Source organism: Anaerolactibacter massiliensis (assembly GCF_900290205.1).
Classification (GTDB): domain Bacteria; phylum Bacillota_I; class Bacilli_A; order Erysipelotrichales; family Erysipelotrichaceae; genus Bulleidia; species Bulleidia intestinalis.
Genome location: NZ_OLMH01000002.1, coordinates 1366707 through 1383356 on the forward strand (window position 1 = coordinate 1366707; position 16650 = coordinate 1383356).

At 48.8% G+C, this 16650-nt stretch carries 15 protein-coding genes and 1 other RNA gene; 3 read left to right on the plus strand and 13 right to left on the minus strand.

Annotated elements, in window-relative coordinates:
- Window positions 1-40: 40 nt before the first annotated feature.
- The 3 genes from pgsA to C7E00_RS10060 all read right to left on the minus strand — a co-directional run bounded on the left by pgsA (window position 41) and on the right by C7E00_RS10060 (window position 1653).
- Entirely contained in the window at window positions 41-634 is a 594-nt protein-coding gene (gene pgsA / locus C7E00_RS10050; RefSeq protein WP_105304161.1) for a CDP-diacylglycerol--glycerol-3-phosphate 3-phosphatidyltransferase, read from the minus strand.
- 328 nt (window positions 635-962) lie between these two features.
- Window positions 963-1303, minus strand: an RNA gene (rnpB, locus tag C7E00_RS10055) — RNase P RNA component class B.
- Window positions 1304-1308: 5 nt separating this feature from the next.
- Window positions 1309-1653 carry a DivIVA domain-containing protein gene (locus C7E00_RS10060; RefSeq protein WP_105304162.1) on the minus strand — a complete coding sequence of 115 codons (345 nt, stop codon included), beginning with the start codon at window positions 1651-1653 and terminating at the stop codon, window positions 1309-1311.
- 113 nt (window positions 1654-1766) lie between these two features.
- Here C7E00_RS10060 and recU point away from each other — a divergent pair, with 113 nt between their 5' ends.
- Together recU and C7E00_RS10070 are read left to right on the plus strand one after the other, a co-directional pair.
- Window positions 1767-2348, plus strand: a complete 582-nt coding sequence (recU, locus tag C7E00_RS10065; RefSeq protein ID WP_105304163.1) for a Holliday junction resolvase RecU — start codon at window positions 1767-1769, stop codon at window positions 2346-2348.
- The gene (locus tag C7E00_RS10070; protein ID WP_105304164.1) at window positions 2345-5098 is read left to right on the plus strand and encodes a transglycosylase domain-containing protein; all 2754 of its coding nucleotides are present in this window, start codon (window positions 2345-2347) and stop codon (window positions 5096-5098) included. The genes recU and C7E00_RS10070 overlap by 4 nt, the downstream gene beginning before the upstream one ends.
- Before the next feature lie 166 nt (window positions 5099-5264).
- On the opposite strand, the gene C7E00_RS10075 is transcribed toward C7E00_RS10070, so the two are convergent.
- The 10 genes from C7E00_RS10075 to C7E00_RS10115 all read right to left on the minus strand — a co-directional run bounded on the left by C7E00_RS10075 (window position 5265) and on the right by C7E00_RS10115 (window position 14788).
- Complete coding sequence (locus C7E00_RS10075) at window positions 5265-5963, minus strand: carbon monoxide dehydrogenase (RefSeq protein ID WP_105304165.1); 699 nt, start codon at window positions 5961-5963, stop codon at window positions 5265-5267.
- On the minus strand, window positions 5963-6130 hold the full coding sequence (locus C7E00_RS16035; RefSeq protein ID WP_135358208.1) for a hypothetical protein: 168 nt from the start codon (window positions 6128-6130) through the stop codon (window positions 5963-5965). Before C7E00_RS16035 ends, C7E00_RS10075 begins: the two co-directional genes overlap by 1 nt.
- The gene (locus C7E00_RS10080) at window positions 6127-6930 is read right to left on the minus strand and encodes an acyl-CoA dehydratase activase (RefSeq protein WP_105304925.1); all 804 of its coding nucleotides are present in this window, start codon (window positions 6928-6930) and stop codon (window positions 6127-6129) included. Before C7E00_RS10080 ends, C7E00_RS16035 begins: the two co-directional genes overlap by 4 nt.
- 16 nt (window positions 6931-6946) lie before the next feature.
- Window positions 6947-8305, minus strand: a complete 1359-nt coding sequence (locus tag C7E00_RS10085; protein ID WP_204378603.1) for a 2-hydroxyacyl-CoA dehydratase family protein — start codon at window positions 8303-8305, stop codon at window positions 6947-6949.
- 460 nt (window positions 8306-8765) lie between these two features.
- A complete protein-coding gene (locus C7E00_RS10090) occupies window positions 8766-11699 on the minus strand; it encodes a DEAD/DEAH box helicase (protein WP_105304166.1) in 2934 nt (977 codons plus the stop codon).
- Between the two features lie 35 nt (window positions 11700-11734).
- Window positions 11735-12760 (minus strand): IS1/IS1595 family N-terminal zinc-binding domain-containing protein, encoded by a 1026-nt coding sequence (locus tag C7E00_RS10095; protein ID WP_105304167.1) that lies wholly within the window; start codon window positions 12758-12760, stop codon window positions 11735-11737.
- 219 nt (window positions 12761-12979) lie between these two features.
- Window positions 12980-13195, minus strand: a complete 216-nt coding sequence (locus C7E00_RS10100) for a VOC family protein (RefSeq protein WP_105304168.1) — start codon at window positions 13193-13195, stop codon at window positions 12980-12982.
- 255 nt (window positions 13196-13450) lie between these two features.
- Window positions 13451-13984 carry a macro domain-containing protein gene (locus C7E00_RS10105; RefSeq protein ID WP_105304169.1) on the minus strand — a complete coding sequence of 178 codons (534 nt, stop codon included), beginning with the start codon at window positions 13982-13984 and terminating at the stop codon, window positions 13451-13453.
- 109 nt (window positions 13985-14093) lie between these two features.
- Complete coding sequence (locus C7E00_RS10110; protein ID WP_105304170.1) at window positions 14094-14474, minus strand: SdpI family protein; 381 nt, start codon at window positions 14472-14474, stop codon at window positions 14094-14096.
- An 89-nt stretch (window positions 14475-14563) separates the two neighbouring features.
- Window positions 14564-14788 carry a hypothetical protein gene (locus C7E00_RS10115; protein ID WP_105304171.1) on the minus strand — a complete coding sequence of 75 codons (225 nt, stop codon included), beginning with the start codon at window positions 14786-14788 and terminating at the stop codon, window positions 14564-14566.
- A 254-nt stretch (window positions 14789-15042) separates the two neighbouring features.
- On the opposite strand from C7E00_RS10115, the gene C7E00_RS10120 reads away from it, so the two are divergent.
- On the plus strand, window positions 15043-16578 hold the full coding sequence (locus C7E00_RS10120) for a DUF438 domain-containing protein (protein ID WP_105304172.1): 1536 nt from the start codon (window positions 15043-15045) through the stop codon (window positions 16576-16578).
- Window positions 16579-16650: the final 72 nt, after the last annotated feature.

A 16650-nucleotide genomic window follows, 5' to 3' on the forward strand; every position in this document is an offset into this window, starting at 1 on the left:
TTATTACATAGCAGGAAAACTTCCGATTCCCCGCAATGGATCAGATGGACTCCATGATATCGCCCTTGAGCTGGCTGAAATAGCTGACTCCGCTGGCAAAGCTCACAAATGCGCTGAACCAGATCATGATATCGGTGACCGGAAGGCCCCAGATCTCAAACGGCAGGTTGTTGAGCAGAACAAGAGCGATGGAAACCATCTGCAGGACCGTCTTCAGCTTGCCGAGCATCTGGGCAGCGACAACCTTGCCGTTGGAAGCGGCGATCATGCGGCAGCCATCGACGACGATATCACGGCAGACCATGATGATGACCGGGACAACCGGAATCAGCCCTCTGGACGAGAACATCAGAAACATGGTCGTCGTCAGCATCTTGTCGGCGATCGGGTCGGCGAATTTGCCGAACGTCGTCTGCATGTTGCGTTTTCTTGCAATCTGGCCGTCAAAGTAATCGGTGATGGCCGCAACAAGGTAGATGATTAGGCAGATGAGGTTGATGATGGAAAGATCAACTCCGCCGATGGTCAGCACGCCTGGTTCAATGCCGAACTGGGCATATGGAAACAGATAGACCAGAACCACGATCGGAATGAGAATGATGCGGAATATTGTCAGTCTATTGGGAAGATTCATGCAATTTCTCCTTTTTCACTACCTAATGAGTATAGCACAAGCAGATAGTTTTTCAGATCGGAATGATTTATGCACGGATTTTTTACTGTTTCACGTCATATGATGCATTCTATGAAGCATTCTGCGCAGAATGGGAATGATACAGGAATCAGGATTCTGGGAAGCCTCTGCAGATCATCCTTCTTTATGGAAGCTTCCGATTCTTTCCTGGAACCTCTGGAGCACGTCTGTTTATGACTTCGGCTGTTTCAGAAATCAGTTTTGATGCCATGTCATATCATATCCGGATAGAAAAAGAGGAGATTGCTCTCCTCTCTGGAATTTCACACTCTGTAAGCCATGTTCTGTCTCCGGTCGCCCGGATGGCAGCCATTTATCTGAGCCTTGCGGCTCCTCCCTTCTGGCTTCGTTTTGCTTCAGGGAGTTCTCCTACCAAATTTGGATTTCTCGCTTGCGGGGCTTATCGCGTTCCACCCGGTCGGTTTCCCGCCGGCTTCGTCACTGTGACGCTTTATGGAACCTCACCATGGGACTAGCCTTTAGGATCGGTTCCGCCGTCAGCCATAGGCTGCCTGGCCTTATTGATTGGACCAGCACAATCACTACCGCCATCACAGGCGGTGCGAGCATGGACTTTCCTCTGGCTTGTGCCAGCGGCTGCCCGGATGTGAAATTCACTGCTGCTTGTTCTGATTCTGTTTGAAGACCTGCTCTTCGAGTCTTGACAGACGTTTCAGGATATCGACGTTGGCAGCGCCCTGGCTGGCCGGGGTCGGATTGGCCTCGAGCGCCTTGGTTCTGCCTTCCTCTTCAATCAGCTTTGCACGGAGTGAAGCGTTGGTGCGTTCCAGTTCAGCAATCTTGTCGTTCAGTTCTTCTTCCTGCTGCTGGAAAGACTGATAGTCCTCGATGACCATATCCAGGAATGAATCCACTTCAGCGGCACTATAGCCCTTGAAGTCAATATCAAACTGCTTGTCAAGAATTGTCTGAATATCCAGATTCAACTTTTCCGACATTTTCCTACGCTCCCTGCGGTCTTATTATGGCAGAGTCATTTCCCGGAATCAAGCACGCTTCCTTATTGATTGACGGAAAGGTATAATACTTTTTATGTCGTGTGAGGTCGCTGATGGTTAACTATCCCGATGGAAGAAAAGCTGCTGCTTCGGTGCAGGCAAGAGAGTCTGCTGCGCATCGGGGCATGGAGCTGGAAGCAGAGATCAACCAGACCAATCAGTACTATCTGCAGCAGGACCTTGCCGTCATCCATAAGAAGCCGACACCGGTGACGATCGTGCATGTGGACTATCCGCAGCGCAGTGCCGCGAAGATCACAGAAGCCTACTTCAAGATTCCAAGCACCACCGATTATAACGGCATCTACAAGGCAAAGTATCTGGACTTCGAAGCGAAAGACTGCCAGTCGAAGACGTCGTTCCCGATCAAGTCGATTCATGCTCATCAGGTGAAGCATCTGGATGCAGTGACAAGACATGGGGGAATTGCCTTCGTGATTGTGCGCTTCACGGCGTATGGAGAAACGTATTATGTCGTTGCGCAGAAGATGTCGGACTATATCCGCACCTGTGGCAGAAGTTCGATTCCGTATGCCTGGTTCCAGCAGAACGGATACCTGATTCCGTATAACTATGTCAAGCCGGTAGACTATCTGAAGATTGTCGACCGGCTGTACTTCAAGGAGAGTGTATGAGCAGATCCCGCAGCAGTTCTTCAAAGCATCGCAGAAAGCTGAATGCGCTGAATATCTGGACGATGATCCTGCTGATCCTCGTGATTGCAGAGATCATCACGGCAATATTCGGTCTGCATCTGGTCAATTCGATGCTGGCAGATAAGCCGCAGCTTTCAGTAGATGACTTCTTTTCCCAGGAGTCGAGTCACATCTATGACAAAGATGGAAATCTCATCGCGGACGTCGGCACGCAGCTGCGTGAGAACGTGACGTATAACGAAATTTCAGAATCTCTGATCGATGCGTTCGTATCCGTGGAAGATTCCCGGTATTTCGTCCATGACGGGTTCGACCTGCCGCGGTTCACGAAGGCAGCGATCGAGAACGTCCGCAGCAAGCTCACGGGTTCCGGGGGCTTGCAGGGAGGTTCCACCTTCACGATGCAGCTGGTCAAGCTGACCTATTTCACGAATGATGAGACCGGGCAGACGAATGATCAGTCGATATCCTATAAGATCCAGCAGATTGCCTTAGCCAAGGAGCTGGAGCAGCAGGCCGACAAGAAGCAGATCTTCGAGATGTATCTGAACAAGATGAACTTCGGCGGAACCGGCAATATCCGCGGCATCGAGAAGGCTTCTCAGTATTATTACGGCAAGCATGCAGGCGAGCTGAATCTGGCCGAAGCAGCGATGCTGGCTGGCGTCATCAACAGTCCCTACTACTATGATCCGCATAACTTTCTTGATTATGCAACAAGCCGAAGAAATACCGTACTCTACCTGATGAAGCGTCATGGCTACATCACCGAGCAGGAATACAAGCTTGCCTGCATGGTCAAAGTCGAGGATACCCTCGTAGATCCGAGCACAACCAGTACTGGCAGCACGTATGCATACCAGGCATACATCGATACGGTCATCAAGGAAGCAGAGCAGCTGACGGGTCAGGATCCTCTGAATACCGCCATGGAGATCTACACGTGCATGGATCCGACCGTGCAGACGGTCATGGATGATATCCAGGCCGGCAATCGCGAGGAAGTGCAGTTCCCGGATGATCTGATGGAGATGGGCGCAATCTGCGAGAACAACCAGACTGGCGAAGTGATTGCGATTGCCGGTGGCAGAAACTACGGCAGAGGCGGATCGATGCTGCTGAACCATGCAACCGATCAGTACAAGCAGCCTGGTTCTTCGGTCAAGCCATTTCTGGATTATGCCCTGGCCTTTGAGTATCTGGGCTGGGCAACGAGCCATGTCGTGACAGATAAGCCGATTTCCTATACCGGCACGAATCTCGTGATCCGCAATGCCAACGGGGTCTACCATGGTCAGGTCACGCTGGACTATGCAATTGCGGCTTCGCTGAATACGCCTGCGATCCAGGCACTTCAGGAGGTCATTGATAAAGTCGGCTATGATACAGTAACCAATTACATCACTTCGCTCGGATTCTCCCAGGTGAGTGCAGATAACTTCGATCTCGGATTTGCGATCGGCGGTTCCAACTTCACCTGTTCGCCAGAAGAACTGGCAGCGGCACATGCGATCCTGATGAATGGCGGCAACTACATCAAGCCGCATACGATCACGAAGATTGAGTACCGCTCCGGAAATACAGATCCGTTAGTGCCGGAGTATACCGCGACGAATGTGCTTTCTCCGCAGGCTTCTTATCTTGCGGCTCAGCTGATGTATACGGCGATTCATGGCGGGGTCTACAACTATCTGCAGATTCTCGAGCGCAGCTATGCAACGTATGGCAAGACCGGAACGACAGACTGGGGCTCTGAAGGTCTTCAGTACAACATTCCGGAAGGCGCGATGAAAGATAAGTGGATGGTATGCGATACCACCCAGTACACGATCGTGACCTGGATCGGCTATGAGAAAGGTGTCAAGGATGCGGGGACCTATATTGATACGGCAAAGTCTCAGCTGAACATTCCGGGCAATATCTGCTCTCTGATCCTTGATGCAGCAACCGGCGATTCACAGCCAGCAGAACTTGCTCAGCCAGATGGCATCTCGACGATCACGCATATTCTCGGAACCTTCCCATATGCCTCCCCGGTCGACGGCATGGACCCTGCTCTGATCACGACCGGCAAGATCAAGAGCGAATATGCGACGCTTGCAGATCCGCAGGCTGCAGACAGCGTGGATAATCTGGATTCCTTCCAGGCAGAGCTTCAGGATGATGGCAGCGTGCATCTGACCTGGACCGCTTATCCGGAACCGGACAAGCTGCAGGTCGCAGATTCCACGATGGATATCAGCCTGTATGATGCAGATGGCAATGTACTGGTCGCAGCAGCCGGAACAAGACTGTTCGACTGGAGCTGGGTCTATGGACCGATCCGCTATAAAGCAAGGATCAGCCAGAATGGTGCTGTGGTCGGTGAGATCACAAGCGAAACCGAGGATACCACTGCTTCAGATCTGAGTCTGGCACCGGATACGGATACTGAAGCCTGCGGCTATTATGGCTATGAGTCTTCAGATGGTTCTTCCAATGAAGTATGTGTTACCTTCCATACTCCGAAAGAAGAAGAACCAGAACCTGACGCAACACCAGCCGCTGCCCCTGCCCAGGATTCCGGCAATCAGAACAACAGCAGTTCCGACAGTGAAAACCAGGAAGATAATCAGAATTCTTCGGGCAGCAATCAGAACAGCAATGAGAATACCAGCAACGGTGCCGGCGGAGACTTCTGGCCTTATGATTTCTTCTCCTATTACTGGCAGGAAAAACAGCACAACTGAGCACTAGTGTCTGGACGAACAGAAACAAGAAATACCTGAAAGAGCTCCGCCATTGCATGCACATGCACGCAATGGCGGAGCTTTCTTCTGGCGCTTGGATAGAGCTTTGCGAGTATTTGCAGGAGATGCAGAAAGCCGTCCGGTTTCCCGGGCGGCTGACTGGTTTTCAGAAATCTCTTCGGATCATTTCCTGCACTTCTGTGCAGATTTTCTGAAGTCCGCATGCAGAGCAGTCAGTCGGCATCGTGCCGGTCAGATGATCCAGAGCTCTGGTAATGCCATCTGCCTGGGCAGCAGTCTTCTGCAGCGAAGCATAGCAAAACGACGGATCGGTGATGAAGGTCATACGGACAGATGCGACGCATGGAACCTGATGATAAGCGTTCAGAAACATCTTTCCGATCGGTGCAAACGAAAGTCCTTCGCGCAGTGCATGAGTGCTGATGCGTACCTGTTCCCGCTGCTTTCTGGCCGAAATCTGCATCATGAATCCTTCCGGATTGATGCGGTAGCGGCTGTAATCAATCTTCCTCAGGTTCTGATACAGGGTCTGCCCCTCTCCGCATTGTTCTTCTTTCAGCCCGATCATCGCGATCCGGGCATAGGAACAATCAGAATGAAGTTCATTGAGATCCTTGCCGGCCAGAAACACCTGGTCATCCGGGATGTCAGAAGCGTCCGCATAGACGATCAGGCCGACGGAGGGATGATTTCCTCCGCCCAGCTCATAGGCAGTGTCTTCCTGAAAGATGATCTGGTTCCGGCCAGCTTCCTTCCAGGAAACATCAGGAACCTCAAGTTCCTTCAATCGGACACTTTTCAGAAGCGCATCAATCTGATCAATGCATGCCTGGTATAATTCCATCACAGCTTCCTGGTGCGCGGACGGCTGTCATAGTGCTTCTGCAGCAGCGGCATGACCTTGCTGGCAGCCTTCATATCCAGGTTTTCAAAGTAGACGATAAACGTCACGAGAAAGAACACACCCGTCACGATTGCGAGAATGCGCAGCACTTTTCCGATCGTCTTCATGCTCTTGCACCTGCTCTTCCTTTCTGGCGTGCAAATTCAGCTGCACCAAGGGCTCCCATCAGCTGAGGATCGATCGGCAGATCGATGACCTTGATGCGCAGCACTTTCTCAATTGCCTGCTTAAGGCCTTCATTCTTTGCACATCCTCCAGTCAGGGTAATTCGATCTGAGGCACCTGCTTTCTTGGCCATGACAAAGCATCTCTTGGCAACAGAATTCTCAATGCCTGCAGCGATTTCATCCATCGGTTTTCCTTCTCCGACCAGGGAGATGACTTCTGATTCCGCAAAAACCGTGCACTGAGCCGTAATCGGAATGACATTCTTTGCATCCAGAGACAACTTCGAGAATTCGCTGAGATCCATTTCAAACGCTCTGGCCATCGCTTCGAAGAATCTGCCGGTTCCAGCTGCGCATTTGTCATTCATCGCAAAGTTCAGTACCGTTCCATCCCGGTCTACCGCAATGCCCTTGACGTCCTGTCCGCCGATATCGATGATTGCCCGCACGTTCGGATCTGCCACATGCACTCCCATGGCATGGCAGGAAATCTCAGAGATATTCTCGTCGGCAAACGGAACTTTATTGCGGCCGTAGCCAGTTCCAACCAGATATGCAAGATCCTTGGCACTGTGAAGCTCTGGTACTCTGGCAATTGCCTGATCCAGGGCATCCTGCGCACTCAGCACGGAATTGATCCGGCTGCGCAGGGTCACATCAGAAACCATCTTTCCGTTTTCATCCAGGATGACGCACTTCGTATAAGTGCTGCCGGAATCACATCCGCCATAATATTTCACAATCGCTTCCCCCTTCTTACCACGACTTTCCATCATCAATGATTTCCAGAGACGGGTCCACTGGTTCTTCCCGCATCACTGTGCGCATATACCGGTTGACATCATCTCTCAGACTCTGGCGAGGCACTACCCGCGGATCCATGAGATCATGGTTGACCCAGACCAGCCGGACTCCGTTTTCTCTTGCCCGCTCTTCAAACATGCCATGCATGCCATCCAGCGCCTTGCAGGAGATGTGCTCCCAGAGAATCACCATATCTGCATTGAAATACCTGCAGTATCTCCAGAGATCATCCAGAAGCACTTCATAGCCGCCATGGGTATGGTTGCGCATGACCATCTCTTCATAAAGACGAGCCAGGTCATACGGCATCTGTTCCTTGTCATTTTCAGAAAGCTGATCCAGATAGACCAAAGAAAGCATATCCACAAGCGGAAGAATGCCCCAGCAGTTCTGCAGCCATGGCAGGAAGTCTGTATAATACTGTGCCTGCACGCCCCAGACAATTGCCCGATGACGGTATTCCTTGCAGACTTTCTCTTTCTTCCGGAATGCCTTCTCGGCAAGCTTCGTGATCTTGCGATCTGCATCCACAAAGGCCTGGACTCTTTCGGAAACAGCCATATAAGTCGTCTCTGCGTACAGCGCAAGATTTGCACCGATTACCTGCGGATAGTCTGTCCGGCTCATCTCCATCCAGCCGACCCGGTGCCTGGTTTCTTCATTGAAGCGTCTGATATTGGTCCAGTAGGCATCCCAGTCCCATTTTTCACCGGTATTGTCTTCAATGAACTTGATCGCATTGCGGATCTCCTGGGCCGCATACTCCTGTACGCCATCTTCCGTGTGGCGCAGCGGGGCAGCAATCTGGAAAACCGGAATTCCGTTTTCTGCAAACCTTCTTGCCTGAATGCCATTCCCCATCAGAGACCCATCGCAGGTCGTATTGCACTGAACCGCACAGGCACCATAAACCGGCATGTCATCATCGATGACCACGCCGGACTCTGCGGCCGGCATCAGGCACACATCACCTGGCATTCCCATCTCCTGAATCACGTCCAGATAATGGGTAACTCCCTCGCCTCTGAGCAATCCGCCGATATAGACACTGGCAAGCTCCCAGCTGGCAATCTTCAGATTCGGAAAGCCGGCCATGATCGTCTGCATCGCATTTTCATCCAGAATGACAATCTTCTTGGAAAGCTCCTGATCATTGCCGCAGTTCTTGTCCGCCCGAAACAGCGTCGTCAGGAATGAAGCCGCATCCATTGCGATCAGGTCATATTCCGTATGCGCAATTTTCAGATGCGTTCCGCGCAGCCCGGCGGTATGGCGGTCGATCATCATCGGAACCGCCAGATAGTTGCTCATCCACCGATAGCGCAGGAACCCCTTGATATTATCGGGATGCGTAGAACGCCCATCGTCTTCAGCCAGCAGGAATAGTCATACAGGGTGTCCTTTACCCCTCTCCATTCCCTTCTCTTTCTGACCTCGCCGCCAGAATAGAGACTGCCCGGTTTTTCGCTGCCAAGCTTTGCGCCCATCATCTGCGCCCTTATTAGATTGTGTGTTGCATTGTGAAATCGTTAACTTCATCAAAGAATGAAAGCACTTTGTATGTCAACAATTTTAAGGTAATTTTTTCATAATTAATTAATCATCCTGTAATCAGAACACTTTTCAGGAACCCCTATCCTGCATTCTGCACGATATTCACACTTTAAAAGTCAGGAACACTGTCCTGACTTTCATTTATCTTGATGTTATAGACCCGAATGCATGATGCACTTCTGGCGGTCTGCATTCACGAAGATTAGAAGGAAGCTTACTACTTCACCAGATAATCAAAAATATCCTCTCGGACCGCATGCTCAAGCTTCATCTGAACATTTACAATTGGACATTCTCTGCCGTGATCATCCATCTGAACAGTCTCTTCATAATGGATTGGTTTTACTTTTCCAAGGTAGTAATGATCATTCCCTTCTCCATCGGATTTTTTAACGAACAGGAAGATCTCCATTCCATTCTTCTCTGATTCCTGCAATCGAATGATATCAGGGTGTTTCATTGTCACATGATTCCGGGTCATCCAGCTGAATACCCCGGGATTAACAAACTCGTCAGCATACTGAATTGATTTGCTGATTCCCTCAAGCTTTTCATAGGTCACAAAAATAGGACACTGGTTGTGTTTAAACGTATATCCATAAATCGTGCTGCTCTCATCTTTATCCCAATTCAAAAGACGGCACACATCTCTGCGGGAATATTTCTCATATAAAACAAGATGATTGCTATCATGCTTGGCATATTTGTCCTTGTAAAGGTGCAATCCATAAGCGATCAAAGTACATAACTCAACTCGGAAATTCCCATCTAATAATGAAATAGAGAATCCAGTTGAACTATAGTACCCAGTGTCTCCACCCTTGAGGATCGACATTGCAGCAAAAAGCTTTTTATCTTCCGGACGATTTGCAAACTGATTGAGCAGCATTCTCACCGAAGAACGATAGTCTTCCATCGAAAACCTGGAGTTTGGATCAAAGGCTTTCAGTCTCTCTGCAAATATCTTTGGCGTAATGGTCTCCCCATCTACCAGCATCTGCATCATCAATAACTCATGCGGACGCATCCCATTCAGGAAAAACCGTGTAATGTACTCTAATACCAGCTGCTGATCAGCAGTGAATGTCACGTGATAATTCCGATCTACTTTCCGAACATATTCGTCATAGCTTCTGATTTTGCCATCAATGAAAAGAGTCGGATCAATCTCCCCATATTGGTAAAAATCCAATATGGTCGGGATTCTACCCAGCTTTGCCTTTAAAAGTTCATACTTTTCTTTCTTTAGAGCGGATGGAGTCGTGGACTGATTAATCGACTGATAGATCCGTTCTTTTGATATCTCATCAAAATGAATAGTTGATGATCCAGGAATAATACGATTACCTTCTCTCACATATTTGCGGATATTGTCCTTGTTGTAGGAGCGATCCCCAGATAATGCAATCGGAATCATGTAGTTATTGGTGTAATTGCCGATGAAGTCGAGAATGACAACAAACTCTTTTCCCTCATGTTTGCGCAGACCGCGGCCCAGCTGCTGAATAAATACAACCGGTGACTGAGTTGGCCGTAGCAGAATTACCTGATTCACTTCCGGAATATCGACGCCTTCATTGAAAATGTCCACAGTAATGATGTAGTCCAGGAGATTGTGTCCTTCATCTGCGGTAAGGCGCTCAATCTGCTGTTCGCGGTATTCCTCTGCCGTTAAGCCTTCCTTTCCGTGATCATCGCCGGCAATAAAGACTGTCCGATAGCCGCGCTCATTCAGCTTTTCAGAAAGACCTTCGCCCTCTTCACGTCTGCTGCAGAAAATCAAGCCTTTTACACGATTACCTGAATAGCCGAAATATTCTGCATTCTGAACAATATGATCGATTCGTTCATCGGAAAGCAGCGCAGAAAGACTGCGATCTGTTTTGGAAGACAATGGTTCCTGGTCATCGATCGTCTGGTCGGTAATTCCGAAGTAATGGAACGGACAAAGCAAGTCATCTTCCAAGGCTTGCTGCAATCGGATCTCACAAGCAATATTATGATCAAACAGATCATAGATATCATAGCCATCGGCCCGATCAGGAGATCCTGTCATTCCTAGCCAGAACTTCGGCGTAAAGTAATCCAGAAGTTTCTGATAAGTTGATGCTGCAGCGTGATGAACTTCATCCACAATAATCAGATCAAAAGCATTCTTTGCAAATTGATGCAGGGTTTCATCTTTTGAAATCGTCTGAATGGTCGAGAAAATATAATCTGCATTCGTCTCTTTGCTAGTTCCTGAGAGAAGGCCGTAGGTTCTGCCATTATTGATGACTTTCCTGTAGCTTTCCATCGCCTTCTTCGCTACCTGCTCGCGATGAACGAGAAAGAGCATTCTTCTTGGATTGAATTGACGAGCAGCAAATGCGGATGCATACGTCTTGCCGGTTCCTGTTGCTGAGATCAGCAATGCTCTGCTTTGATGTCGATCCTGCAGTTCGTTCAGGTTCTTCAAGAACGCTCTCTGCATGGAATTCGGCTGTATCTCATGAACGGAATATCCTACTCCTCCTTGCGTCCTGCTAGCATCTTTTACTGCCTGAAGCACGCTATTCAGATTGCGATATCTTTGCTCGTAATCCGCGAAAAACGCATCGAAAGACAAGCTGTTTTCATCATTCCAGAGAGCTTCAAACTCAGCTAACAGCTGGTCCGCATATTCCCCATTCGCCGTGGACAGGATTTTGGTATTCCATTCTTTGTTTTCAGTGAGGGCTTTTGCAGTCAGATTCGAGCTTCCGACAATGATCTTGTAAAGCTCAGATTTTCTGAATATGTAGCCTTTCGTATGGAAGCCATTTCCGCCCTGGACCCGGAACATCCGCACCTCAATATTTGATAATGTATGAAGCTTCTTTAAAGCATTCGGTTCCGAAAAGTTCAGATAGTCTGTCGTGAGAATCTGGCCTTTCACGCCTCTTTTCTCCAGCACCTTCAATATCTGCAGCAGAGGTTCAATTCCGGAAAGCGTAATAAATGCAACACTAATGAAAAACTGGTCACAGGAAAGCAGCTCACCCTCGATCGAAGAAAGCACCTTTTTCCCTTCGCGGTAATCATTTGAAATGAACTGAGGCTGAAACGATTCGCTGGATTCTGCATTCTTATCAATAAATGCAGTAGTAATCCCACGCTGTATTTCTGCCAAAAATCCGTATTTGCAGCAGGGTGGTGCCAATAGGCTTAATCAGCGGACTTTTTTGACATCGCATCTCTGAATTTCACCACATGTGGCGACATTATTGCCCGTCTGATGAAAAGGTCGACCTTCTCATATCGATTACTAGGCTCTGACAGAACAAACCAGATCAGATTCATCCAGTCCTGAAGATTGTCCCTGTCATAACCGCCATGTGCACGCATATATTGCTTTGCCAGTGAATGCAGATTGTTAATCGGATCCAGAGGATTGTCTTTGTCCGATAATCCTTTGGTCTCACTCGTAGTATGTACTTCTTCTGTCAGATGGAGTCGTTCGACAAGTATTCCATGCGAATTATCTCCATCATGAATCAGTTTTGATCCAGGCTTGATATGTTTTCCGAGAGCTTCCCATGTTGTCTTTCTGGATGGCTTTGAGTTTCCCTCTACGGCCAGATACATATGCCCATGATCATCATAAGCAGCTGCGACACAGATTTTGTTACGAGAAATGCCTCTTAGCTTCTTCCCATCCACGATTTCTGTTTCGTGCTTGATTACCGGAAAGAACATCTCGTCAAAGTAGATGTTTCCTTCCAGCATTACCTCAGACTGTATTCCTTCAAGTACAGCAAATACCTTGATCAACCAGTATCTGCCTGTGCTCTCTGCATTTCTGTTATCGCGTGCTGCAGTGCTGATGGAATGGAATTCAAACAGATAAAGAAGATATTCAATCCACTCTGAAATCGGAATCTTCCGATCCTGAAAGATTGTCCCTGTAAGAACACTGAACTTATGGCCGCAGCTTATACAGCGATAGCACTTTGTTCCGTCTTTATAGAAGCCGTACCTGATAAAATGCTCGGATCCGCAGATCGGGCAATGACTGACTGGAAGAGAGTTCAGAAACTGAACTTCAGATCTTCGGACAGGAGGATGCTTTGCATCATACCATTCATGCACGGTATCTGAAATCAGCTTCTGGGATTTCGAAATATCCGGGTCTTTATCCCATGAAAGCGTACGCAGGGAATGACCCCACGCATCCTTATCATCATGATTCATTTGTTGGCGGCTTGGAGCTTCCAGGAGCCGAATGACGAAACCGCCAAGTCAGCGTCAATCGGTTCCTGGAAACTTCCTGATGTCCCTTTCTCGGACATAGGAATTATAGTCTATTTCCAGAAGACTGACGGGAATTTACCACCCTGGTGCAAATGACGATTTTTCTGCCAAAATATCATTGTTCATAGACATGTTCCTGCTGTTATTTTAGCAGCTCAATCACATACGGAAAACCCCGGCAGCTTTCATGGTATCGTGTGTCTCCTGCAGATTTTCTGTATGAAACATGATCGAAGAAGTGATGCAGCTGATCTCTGGTGAATACTGGCGGACCCGCTCCTGAACTAGAAGGATAATGGAGACATTCATTCCGTGCTGGCTGACCGCAAACACATGACTTCCGCCTGGTCCACCCCGATCCTCAATCTCTGTCATACCAATCTGGCCCGTCAGAATTTCATCGACTGTTCCATATCCTTCACATACAGCATGATTTCCGTTTTCTGAATCTTCATCCTATTCTTCTCCCATGAAGATTCAATCTAACAGATCAGAAGAAGGTTCGTATGAAAACGTGAAGCTGATTGCAATCAGCCTCACGTGATTTCTGATTCTTATTTCATCAGGCAATTCTTCAGCGGAATCTCCGGATCTTCCTGAACCGACTGATCGTATGCCAGAATCCCTGATTCAGCAATGCTCCATGGACTGCAGTTCTGCCAGCGTCTCTTCTCCCATTGCTTTGATCTCATCGTCCAGTACAGCAAAGATGATATCGATCTGATAATCCGGATGAGCAGAGATGAAGTCCATGCATGCCTGCAGCGCTTTTCTCCATGCCTGCTTCTTCGGATAGCCGAAGATTCCGGCAGAGATCAGCGGAAAGCCGATAGAATGACAGTGATATTCCTTGGCCAGATGGAGAGAGTTCTGATAGGCAGAATACAGCAGCTGTGGCTCTCTGTGATTGCCATCCTGGTAGACTGGTCCGACCGCATGAATAATGTACTTAGCCGGAAGATGGAAGCCAGGCGTGATCACGGCATCGCCGGTTCGGCAGCCTCCGATCTTTTCGCAGGCTTCTGAGAGTTCCCGGTATCCTGCTTCCGAGAAGATCGCACCGCACACCCCTTCGCCTGCCGCCAGAGAACTGTTTGCGGCATTCACGATCGCATCCGTCTGAAGATACGTGATTCCGATTTTCTGAATTCTGATTGTGCGCATGAGGTTTCCTCACTGATCCTGTTTCCAGTATAGGCGGATGCGAGTTCCCTGTCATATTCCGGGGCATAAATTCCACAGAATACACATGATAAGGAATCGAGCGGAATCTTTACCTGCGTCTTCCTTCTTCATCAAAGTTCTTCTTCAGAGCGGATTCCGTCAGGAAGATCGTGCAGATCATGACGGCAAGCTGAAGATAGATGATCACCATTCCGGCAGTTCCGATCGCATCTTCGCTCTTCCCGAGGAACAGAACCATGCAGAGAGCACTGACCGGCAGCAGAATCCGGCCATAGCTTCTCCAGTATCTGCCGCACGTTCTCTGCGCAAAGTCCCAGGTTTCCTGATTCTTCATCGACCTATTTGTCCGGTATCCGATGACATGACTGATCTCCTTTGGTCCGCCGTTATTCAGATAGATTCCGAATCCGATCATGCTGAAAGGAATGAGCAGTACCATCACCAGCATGTAGATCCAGAATCCTGTCATGTTCTCTCTCCTTCTTTGCTTTTCCTATCATAGCATGGGGTTACGAGGGCGAAGAAATGCCCATGGCGTTTCCGCCATGAGCATTGTCCTCAATCCGATTCCCGTTTCCGCTCTTGCCAGCGCTGCACATACCGGTAGATATGCCGGCGGGAAGCAGCACTTTCTTCCAGAAATTCAGGTGATGCTCCCCAGACGCCATCGGAATGGCGGTAGAATGCACCATCTTTCACAGTACCATCGGCATCCCGCCAGCTGAAGAACACGGCTCTGCCCTGAGGATTGACACGGATCACATATGCTGTTCTGTTTTTCATAAAAGCACTCCTTCCGGCAGGTACAACAAAACCTGCATCTGAAGGAGTGCTATTGCCTCTCTATCGTACCTGATATTCTCTTGCTGTCAATGCCGGATCTTCGGAAGCAGATAGTGATCATTGGTGACAAGACAGGGCCGTTTCAAGGAATCAGAAACCAGGATTTCAGAAAAATAACAATTTCGTTGTTTTGCCAACATAAATAATCACGATTTCCCGTTATTCTAGGATCAGATCAAGAGAGGAGATCTGATATGTCCAGAAAGATTGACTTGAATAAAACGGTTTTTGAACTTACGGAGGAATATCCTGCGCTCATTGATATCATGGCTAAGCTTGGTTTCACGGAAATCACAAAGAAGCCGGTGCTGAATTCGGTAGGCAAGATCATGACGATTCCGAAGGGAGCGAAGATGAAGAACATCTCTATGATGGAGGTTGTTTCTGCGCTGATGGCAAATGGGTTTGAACTGGAAGGAAAGATGCCGGAGGTCCAGATGCCGGAAGCTGCTCCTGCCCCTGCCCCGGTTTCTTCTGATCATCGCACGGAACAGCTGAAAGCATATCTGCGCCGCCTGGGAAATGGCGAAGATCTTGAAAGTGTCCGGGCTGACTTCGTACGGGAGTTCGGCGAGGTAGATGCTTCTGAGATCATGAAGGCAGAACAGGAACTGATGAAGGAAGGAACACCGCTTTCAGAGGTTCAGCGGCTCTGCGATATCCATTCTGCATTATTCCATGGTGCTACCCGTGACGAACAGATTGCCAATGCAGAAAAGGCCGTAGAAGAATCTCTGAAACGGCAGAAGATTCAGGCAGAGCTTGCAAAGCGGAATTCCTTTGAAAAAAATGATTATGGTGACAAGAATGCAAAGGCAGCTGCTCTGGAGGCTGTTTCCGGTCATCCGCTGCAGACGCTCACGGCTGAGAATCAGGCGCTCTCTGCATTGCTGAAGGAATATCAGGAGACAAAGAATACTTCGCTGATTGCGAAGATCCGTGAAGTATCGATTCATTACGCAAAGAAAGGCGATCTGCTCTATCCCTTGCTCAAGGTGAGATATGGAGTTTCAGGTCCGTCTGATGTCATGTGGACCGTGGATGATGAGATTCGCGATGAACTCGGTGCCCTTGTCAGGGAAGCGGAGCATGATGATGCCTGGAATACACGCATGGATGCCGTTCTGAAGCGGGCAGAAGAAATGATCTACAAAGAGCAGAATATTCTGTTCCCGATCTGTGCCGTGAATTTCTCGGAAGAGGAGTGGCATGGCATTTACAAAGATTCTTCAGATTATGCCGAATGCTTCGGGGTAAGCAGGAAGACCTGGGAAGAAGCAGAGCAATCTGCACAGGCACCGGTGAAAGCTGTTTCCGGAGAGGTCGTGATGCCAGGCGGCCACCTCACCCTGGATCAGCTGACTGCTCTGCTGAATACGATTCCTATGGAAATCACCTTCGTAGATGCAGAGAATATCAACCGCTTCTTCAATGAGGGCCCGAAGGTCTTCAAGCGCCCGGGCATGGCCATTGACCGTGAGGTATTCTCCTGCCATCCTCCGAAGATTGAACCGATGGTGCGTCAGATCATTGATGACTTCCGCAATGGCAGACGGGACAGTGTTGAAGTCTGGATGGAGAAAGGCGGAAAGACGATGCTGGTGAGATATCTTGCAGTCCGCGATTCTTCCGGAACGTATCTTGGAACGGCAGAGTGTGTTCAGGATATGGAATTTGCAAAGCAGCACTTCGCTGCGGGAAACGAACCGCAGAGCCATCAGAACTGGTAAGACAAAAAGATGCAGCAGCAGATCATGAGCATAACATGATCCGGCTGCTGCATTTTCTGTCATAAGGAGAAT

What these genes read in the sequence shown, in the direction of transcription:
- pgsA (WP_105304161.1), bottom strand. Translation starts at nt 634, where the DNA reads ATGAATCTTCCCAATAGACTGACAATATTCCGCATCATTCTCATTCCG.
- C7E00_RS10060 (WP_105304162.1), bottom strand. Translation starts at nt 1,653, where the DNA reads ATGTCGGAAAAGTTGAATCTGGATATTCAGACAATTCTTGACAAGCAG.
- recU (WP_105304163.1), top strand. Translation starts at nt 1,767, where the DNA reads ATGGTTAACTATCCCGATGGAAGAAAAGCTGCTGCTTCGGTGCAGGCA.
- C7E00_RS10070 (WP_105304164.1), top strand. Translation starts at nt 2,345, where the DNA reads ATGAGCAGATCCCGCAGCAGTTCTTCAAAGCATCGCAGAAAGCTGAAT.
- C7E00_RS10075 (WP_105304165.1), bottom strand. Translation starts at nt 5,963, where the DNA reads ATGGAATTATACCAGGCATGCATTGATCAGATTGATGCGCTTCTGAAA.
- C7E00_RS16035 (WP_135358208.1), bottom strand. Translation starts at nt 6,130, where the DNA reads ATGAAGACGATCGGAAAAGTGCTGCGCATTCTCGCAATCGTGACGGGT.
- C7E00_RS10085 (WP_204378603.1), bottom strand. Translation starts at nt 8,305, where the DNA reads ATGAGCAACTATCTGGCGGTTCCGATGATGATCGACCGCCATACCGCC.
- C7E00_RS10095 (WP_105304167.1), bottom strand. Translation starts at nt 12,760, where the DNA reads ATGAATCATGATGATAAGGATGCGTGGGGTCATTCCCTGCGTACGCTT.
- C7E00_RS10100 (WP_105304168.1), bottom strand. Translation starts at nt 13,195, where the DNA reads ATGACAGAGATTGAGGATCGGGGTGGACCAGGCGGAAGTCATGTGTTT.
- C7E00_RS10105 (WP_105304169.1), bottom strand. Translation starts at nt 13,984, where the DNA reads ATGCGCACAATCAGAATTCAGAAAATCGGAATCACGTATCTTCAGACG.
- C7E00_RS10110 (WP_105304170.1), bottom strand. Translation starts at nt 14,474, where the DNA reads ATGACAGGATTCTGGATCTACATGCTGGTGATGGTACTGCTCATTCCT.
- C7E00_RS10115 (WP_105304171.1), bottom strand. Translation starts at nt 14,788, where the DNA reads ATGAAAAACAGAACAGCATATGTGATCCGTGTCAATCCTCAGGGCAGA.
- C7E00_RS10120 (WP_105304172.1), top strand. Translation starts at nt 15,043, where the DNA reads ATGTCCAGAAAGATTGACTTGAATAAAACGGTTTTTGAACTTACGGAG.